This is a genomic window from Nocardia sp. NPDC059228 (assembly GCF_042754245.1).
Classification (GTDB): domain Bacteria; phylum Actinomycetota; class Actinomycetes; order Mycobacteriales; family Mycobacteriaceae; genus Nocardia.
This window is the reverse complement of the sequence record NZ_JBHZAL010000027.1, coordinates 102,479-108,790: the sequence shown is the minus strand read 5'-3', so window position 1 is coordinate 108,790 and position 6,312 is coordinate 102,479. Positions and strand designations below refer to the sequence as shown.

The window sequence follows — 6,312 nt, the reverse complement described above, 5'->3', positions numbered from 1 at the left end:
CTGCGTGAGGAGGGTCGCGCTCAGCAGGACAAGGCTCGAGCCCAGCGCGACGCCGCCGAGCGGGAGGCCCAGGCCGAGAAGGACCGTGCCGTGGCTCAGGCTCAGGAAGCGCGTCAGCGGGCACAGCAGAATCGGTGACGGGTCGTGGCCGATACGAACGTCGAGCAGTTGCGGGCGTCCCATGATGAGCGAGTCCAGCTCGCGAGCGTGGTGCGCTCTCCGGGGTGACAGCGACCTCCGCCGATCTGATCCTCCTCAGGAAGGCAGGTTGACGGGGTGCCGGTGGCAGCCCTCCAGGGTGGCATTCGCCAACTCGGTGACGACATCGCCGACATCTCCACGCATCCGGAAGGCCCCGAGTTGGCGACGCGCGCCATTGCCGCGGGCGAGAACGGTCCGCAGGGTGCTGGTGACGAAGTCGCGGTCCCCCAACTCCTCGAGTGCCGGCCCGACGTGATCGACGAGTTCGGCCAGTAGCGCGCGAACCGGCATGACACTGCCGTTCATCGGGTAGACACCGTTGCCGTCGATGCCCGTACGAGCAGCCTTCCAGTACGCCGCGCGCAGCAATTCATGCTGGACCGGGGGCGCGATGATCCCTTGCTCCAATGAATTTCGCGCGGTCATTACCGTGGCTCGCACCAGGGTGGCGAGCAGCGCGGTCTCCTCGACCGTGGCGGGGATGTCACTGACCCGGATCTCGACGGTCGGATAGTTCAAGGACGGACGGACATCCCAATACACCATTGTCTCGTCGAGAATGCTGCCGCTCGAAATCATCATGGCGACCAGGGCGTCGTAATCCTCCGTCGACGTGAAATAGGGTGGAGGTCCGGCGCTGGGCCAGCGTTGCCACAGAATGTTTCGCCAGCTGGCGAACCCGCTGTCGACGCTGCGGTAGACCGCGGAATTCGCGGTCAGTGCCAGGAACAGCGGCAACCAGGGGCGCAGGAAATTGCTGACCTGGAGGGCTGTTTCTCGATCCGGAACCGCGACGTGGACATGGCAGCCGCAGAGCCCCTGCTCGTGGGCGAGCAGGCCGAAATGTTGCTCGATGCGCCGGTAGCGGGGTGTGTCGGTGAACGGGAACTGGTGCGGGACGGTCGGCGGAATGGCCACCGCGAGCAGGCGAGCGCCGTTCTGCTCCGCGCAGGATGTCACACCGAGACGTAGCGCGCGCAATTCCTGAATCAACCCGGCAGTGGTGGAGTGCACGCGGGTATTGGTCTCCACCTGGCATCGGGTGAGCTCCAGCTTCAGGTCGATCCCGCTCTCGGCGGCGGTGCGTGCCACTTCTGCGTTGTTCGCGGCGGGCGCACCCGTCACAGGGTCCGCAAGCAGGAATTCTTCCTCAACGCCGACGGTCGACAGTGCCGCGTCCATTGCCATGAGGTTACTCGCGGGTCCCGCGTTGCTCGTCCGGAACACCATGGAACGGCCTTGTTAGGCCTGTACTCGACGGGGTATCCGGTCGTCGAGAGAGGAAATATCGCGACTGCCCGCATCTGGAACCTGCGTCAGCAGTGGGGTGGTCGAACAAGGAGATGCGAAGTGAGAACATACGCAAACGACCGCTGGCTGGGACGACGCACGAGTGCGGGCAGCCTCATCGTGGTGCTGGTGCTTGCGTGGCTGGTCATCGGTGCCGTGGCCGCGGGTCAACGGCACTATTACGACAGCGCGCCGTCCAACTGCGCAAGCGCCGGAACAATCGCGGTGACCATCATCGCGGGCCCGCTGAACTACCTCGGCGTGAACCCGAAAATCGCCAATTGCCATGTCAATGTGCCGCAGCCCAGTCAATGAGCACTCCCATCAGGCCGGCGTGGCGGTGAATTGACGCTCGTGCTGACCGGATCCGCGGGGAATCGAGGAGATAGCCGATGACTACCGCGCGCGAAATAATGACGCCGGACTGCCGCTGTGCCCGGTCGACCGACACGGTGGTCGATGCCGCACGCATGATGGCGGAACTGCGCGTCGGTGCCCTGCCGATCGTCGGCGAGGACTCCCGGTTGCACGGCATCCTGACCGATCGGGATATCACTGTGAACGTGGTGGCGCAGCGCGAGAATCCGCTCGAGGTGAAGGTGGGGGAGTTGGTCGATGGCCCGCTGGTGGTGGCCGAGGCCGACGACGACGTGTCCACCGTCATGCAGCTGATGGCTCAGCACCAGGTGCGGCGGCTTCCGGTGGTCGAAAATGACCACCTGGTCGGCATCATTGCCCAGGCCGATATCGCACGAACACTCAGCCACCGGGATTCCGGTGAAGTTGTGGAAGCGATTTCCCAAGAATGACCGGGCGGGCGGATAATCGCGGTGTGGCAGAGGGTGGCGGTATCTCACCCGAGGGCACCCGGGCGTTCCAATCGGTGATGGGTGTGGAAGGCCCGTGTCTCGTCGGTGGCTTCCGCTTCTGGTTCGATGATCAGCGGTGGGAGTGGTCCGCCGAGGTGGCGAAGATGCACGGCTATCCACCTGGAAGCGTGCAGCCGACCACGGAACTGCTTCTCGCACACAAGCATTCGGAGGATCGGGAAAAGGTCGCCGGCACCATTGCCCGTTCGGTCGAGAACGCGGAGCCGTTCTGCAGTCGCCACCGCATCATCGACACCGCCGGGGAAGTGCACGACGTCCTGGTTGTCGGTGATCAAATGCTCGACGGAGCAGGCCAGGTGGTCGGAACCGCCGGGTACTACATGGACATGACCGAGACGCTCGCCGAGCACAGCCAGGAGACTCTCGACCACCGGCTGCCGGAGTTGTACGCCGCGCGCGCGGTGGTCGAGCAGGCCAAGGGCGCGCTCATGCTCGTCTACGGCATCAGCGCGGACCAGGCGTTTCGCATTCTGATCTGGCGGTCTCAGGAAACCAACATCAAATTGCGTGTGCTCGCGACCCAGCTGGTTGCGGATTTGCCTTCGGTCGCCGATTCGAGTGCCCGGCTCCGGACGAGGTTCGACCATCTGCTGCTGACTGTCCACGAACGTATTCGATCCACGCCATTCGTCGAAGGCTATTGATTCCACGGTGTTTTCCGCCTCGCAGAACGGGTACGCGAGTAATGAACAGCCGTGATCGGAAGCGGCACCAGTGAATGGTGGACGCACATGTACTCACCTCGGAACAAGGGTGGAAACGGCGGTCGGGTGCCGGACGCCGTGGCCGCCAGGATGATCGCGGACCCTGATGCCGAACGATTCGTACCGTACTTCGAGGCGGCGCGGCAATCCGCTCCGGGAACGGTCGAATTGCACGTTCCCGCCGAGGTGTCATACCTGTGGCTGCTGCGCACGGTGACCGAAAACATCATGTTGACGGCGGATTTCACCCTCGATGTGATGACCGATGTCGGCGTCGCCCTCGACGAAGTCGCGAGCGAGCTGATGGTCTCCGCTGTGCACGGTGCGGTGATCGAGTGCGAATTCCGCTATGACGCCCGGAGAATCCGAATTCGGGTGACCACTGTGTGCGAGACCGACAGCCCACTGGAGGAGGATGGATTCGCCCGGAAGGCACTCGGCATACTGACCGATTCGATACAGACTACGACATTGGCATTCAATGTGGGGCTCGCCGGATACCCCGTAGTCGTGCGATTCAGTCGATCACGGAATGAAACCGATGGATGGTGACAGCCAGTTCGGCGAGTAGCAGTGCAGTGCGGGGTGGTCGGGTGCCGTGAACTTTGGGCGGACGCGAATAATGCCGGGGCTGAAGCAGTTCCGGGAATACCGGCGGGAGTGGTTTCGGCTGGACGTGCTGGCGGGAATCACCGTTGCCGCGTATCTGGTGCCTCAGGTCATGGCATATGGCACGGTCGCGGGACTGCCGGCTGTTGTCGGGTTGTGGGCGTCGATCGGACCTTTGATGTTGTATGCGCTGTTCGGGACGTCCCGGCAGCTCTCGGTGGGGCCGGAGTCGGCGACTGCGCTGATGACCGCTGCCACTCTCGCGCCGATAGTGGCGGGCGATGCGCGGCGGTACGCCGCGCTCGCCGCGATGCTGGCGCTGGAGGTAGGCGTGATCTGCCTGGTCGGCGCGTTCGCGCGGCTGGGTCTGCTGGCTGACCTGCTGTCGAAGCCGGTACTGGTCGGATTCCTGGCGGGCACGGCCGGGATCATGATCGCAGGGCAACTCGGCCGGGTGACGAGGGTGGCCGTAGCGGGAGAGACGGTACCTGATCAAGTGGTCTCATTCCTCCGGCACATGAATGAAATCAACTGGCCGACAGCCATTCTCGCAACAACCACACTGGTCGCTCTGCTGGTGCTCACGCAGTTTCTCCCCCGGGTACCGTGGCCATTGCTGGTGATCCTCGCCGGGACGCTCGCGGTAGGGGTGTTCTCGTTGCGGGATCACGGCATCGCGGTCGTCGGCGAGGTGCCGGCGGGACTTCCGGCGCCTGGTCTGACGGATTTCTCGGTGCACGAGTTCATGCGGCTGCTGCTCCCCGCCGCAGGTATCGCCCTGGTCGGATTCTCCGATACGGTGCTCACCGGTCGTGCTTTCGCCGCACGGCACGGCCGCGAGATCGACGCCAATCGGGAACTGGTAGCCCTGGGCACGACCAATCTGGCCGCGGGCGTCTCGCATGGTTTCCCCGTGAGCTGCAGCGGCAGTCGGACCACCATTGCCGACGCTGCCGGCGCGCGGACCCAGCTGTACTCGGTAGTCACGCTCGCGGCAGGGCTGGCCGTGTTGTTCGGCGCCCGAGGCATTCTCGCGAACTTCCCCGCCGCGGCGCTGGGTGCCCTGGTGATCTACGCGGCGCTGCGACTGATCGACGTGGCGGAATTTCGCCGCCTCGGACGTTTTCGCCGCAGCGAGCTGATACTTGCGCTGGCCACCGCCGTCGCCGTGCTGGCGGCCGGAGTCCTGTACGGAGTCCTGATCGCCGTCGCGTTGTCGATACTGGACCTGCTGCGTCGCGTCGCTCGCGCGCATGACGCCGTTCAGGGTTTCGTCCCGGGACTGGCCGGAATGCACGACGTCGACGACTATGCCGAGGCCGAAACCGTTCCGGGATTGGTGATCTACCGTTACGACGCGCCCCTGTGCTTCGCCAATGCCGAGGACTTCCGGCGCCGCGCACTGGCCGCAGCCGATGGCTCCGGTGGTTCGGCAGCCGTTCGCTGGTTCGTCCTCAACGCGGAGGCGAATGTCGAAGTAGATCTCACCGCGCTGGATGCGCTCGTACAACTACAAGAGGAACTGTGCTCTCGTGGAATCGTTTTCGCGATTGCCCGGGTGAAGCAGGACCTGCGCGACGCGCTGGCTGCCGCCGGGTTGATCGACCGGATCGGACCGAACCGCCTCTACCCGACGCTGCCGACGGCGGTGGACGCCTATCGCCGCGAGAAACCGGGACCGTCGTCGGGGTGAACCGAGTGGCGAGATCGTTTGGGAGCGGTATCCCCCTGACCTGCAATCGAATCGGTCAGGGGGTCGCCCGTTGCGTCACCAGTAGTGGGAGCGTCCGCCGATCGGGCGGCCGGCCATGCCGAGCAGCCAGGCCGCTGCGCCGACGAGCATCAGGATGACGCCGATGGTCGTCAGGATCGAGAGGCCGAAAACAATTCCCACGATCAGCAGAATGAGGCCCAGGATGATCATGATTATTCCTTTGTGGGGCGATTGATACATCCATGCTGTTCCCGGCGCACGGGCGCTCAAACTCGGGTTACCGAAATTTGCTGAGCGGCGATATATCTGCTGCCACAGCGCTTGATCCCGGTGGTCGCGGGTAATCGGGTCCAATGAGAGGCGGCCGGAATGAAACCGCTACCGAGCAGCTGGATCGGAACTGGAACAGTCTGATGCAGGAGTTGCGCGTGGTGCAGACGGGCGTGCAGTTGCTGACCGGATTCCTGCTGACGATCCCGTTCCAGAATCGGTTCGGAACGCTGTCCGAGCCGCTGCGTGTGCTGTATCTGGTGATCGTCGCCGCGTCGATCGGTGCCACCATCTGCCTGGTCGCGCCGGTCGCCGCGCATCGGATGCTGTTCCGGCGGCATCGGATCGAGAATGTCGTGAATGCCGCTCACCGTTACGCCATCGTGGGTCTGGGACTGTTCGGTATCGCACTCACCGGGGTGGCCGTGCTCATTTTCCACACCGTCGGCGGGACCTGGGCGGGAATCGTGGCAGGAATTGTTTTCGGCTCGCTGTTCACGGCGATATGGGTGATCCATCCCTGGCATCAGCACCGTGGCAAAAGCGTCTGACCTGGTAATTTGCGGTCAATTGCGAAGAAGGCGTTCAATGGTGCGTGGACTGGGTACCCCTTCTTCATGCAGTTCAGCCGAAT

8 protein-coding genes and 1 pseudogene are annotated in these 6,312 nt (G+C 64.1%); 7 read left to right on the top strand and 2 right to left on the bottom strand.

Going from position 1 to position 6,312, the window contains the following annotated elements; all coding sequences use genetic code 11:
• Positions 1–138: pseudogene (locus ACFXKA_RS31750) on the top strand (CsbD family protein); the annotation flags it as partial.
• Positions 139–255: 117 nt separating this feature from the next.
• On the opposite strand, the gene ACFXKA_RS31745 reads toward ACFXKA_RS31750, so the two are convergent.
• Positions 256–1,383 carry a glutamate--cysteine ligase gene (locus ACFXKA_RS31745; RefSeq protein WP_379430111.1) on the bottom strand — a complete coding sequence of 376 codons (1,128 nt, stop codon included), beginning with the start codon at positions 1,381–1,383 and terminating at the stop codon, positions 256–258.
• 234 nt (positions 1,384–1,617) lie between these two features.
• Here ACFXKA_RS31745 and ACFXKA_RS31740 point away from each other — a divergent pair, with 234 nt between their 5' ends.
• From ACFXKA_RS31740 to ACFXKA_RS31720, 5 genes are all read left to right on the top strand, one after another.
• A complete protein-coding gene (locus ACFXKA_RS31740) occupies positions 1,618–1,806 on the top strand; it encodes a hypothetical protein (protein ID WP_379430117.1) in 189 nt (62 codons plus the stop codon).
• A 77-nt stretch (positions 1,807–1,883) separates the two neighbouring features.
• On the top strand, positions 1,884–2,300 hold the full coding sequence (locus ACFXKA_RS31735; protein WP_379430110.1) for a CBS domain-containing protein: 417 nt from the start codon (positions 1,884–1,886) through the stop codon (positions 2,298–2,300).
• The gene (locus ACFXKA_RS31730; protein WP_379430109.1) at positions 2,297–3,025 is read left to right on the top strand and encodes a PAS and ANTAR domain-containing protein; all 729 of its coding nucleotides are present in this window, start codon (positions 2,297–2,299) and stop codon (positions 3,023–3,025) included. Before ACFXKA_RS31735 ends, ACFXKA_RS31730 begins: the two co-directional genes overlap by 4 nt.
• Before the next feature lie 126 nt (positions 3,026–3,151).
• Positions 3,152–3,637 (top strand): anti-sigma factor, encoded by a 486-nt coding sequence (locus tag ACFXKA_RS31725; protein ID WP_379430108.1) that lies wholly within the window; start codon positions 3,152–3,154, stop codon positions 3,635–3,637.
• Between the two features lie 70 nt (positions 3,638–3,707).
• Complete coding sequence (locus tag ACFXKA_RS31720; protein WP_379430107.1) at positions 3,708–5,387, top strand: SulP family inorganic anion transporter; 1,680 nt, start codon at positions 3,708–3,710, stop codon at positions 5,385–5,387.
• A 75-nt stretch (positions 5,388–5,462) separates the two neighbouring features.
• Here ACFXKA_RS31720 and ACFXKA_RS31715 read toward each other — a convergent pair whose 3' ends face one another.
• Positions 5,463–5,618: a hypothetical protein gene (locus ACFXKA_RS31715; RefSeq protein WP_354850610.1), complete on the bottom strand. Its 156-nt coding sequence runs from the start codon at positions 5,616–5,618 to the stop codon at positions 5,463–5,465.
• 143 nt (positions 5,619–5,761) lie between these two features.
• Here ACFXKA_RS31715 and ACFXKA_RS31710 point away from each other — a divergent pair, with 143 nt between their 5' ends.
• Positions 5,762–6,229, top strand: coding sequence for a DUF6328 family protein (locus ACFXKA_RS31710; protein WP_379430106.1), 468 nt, complete (start codon positions 5,762–5,764; stop codon positions 6,227–6,229).
• Positions 6,230–6,312: the final 83 nt, after the last annotated feature.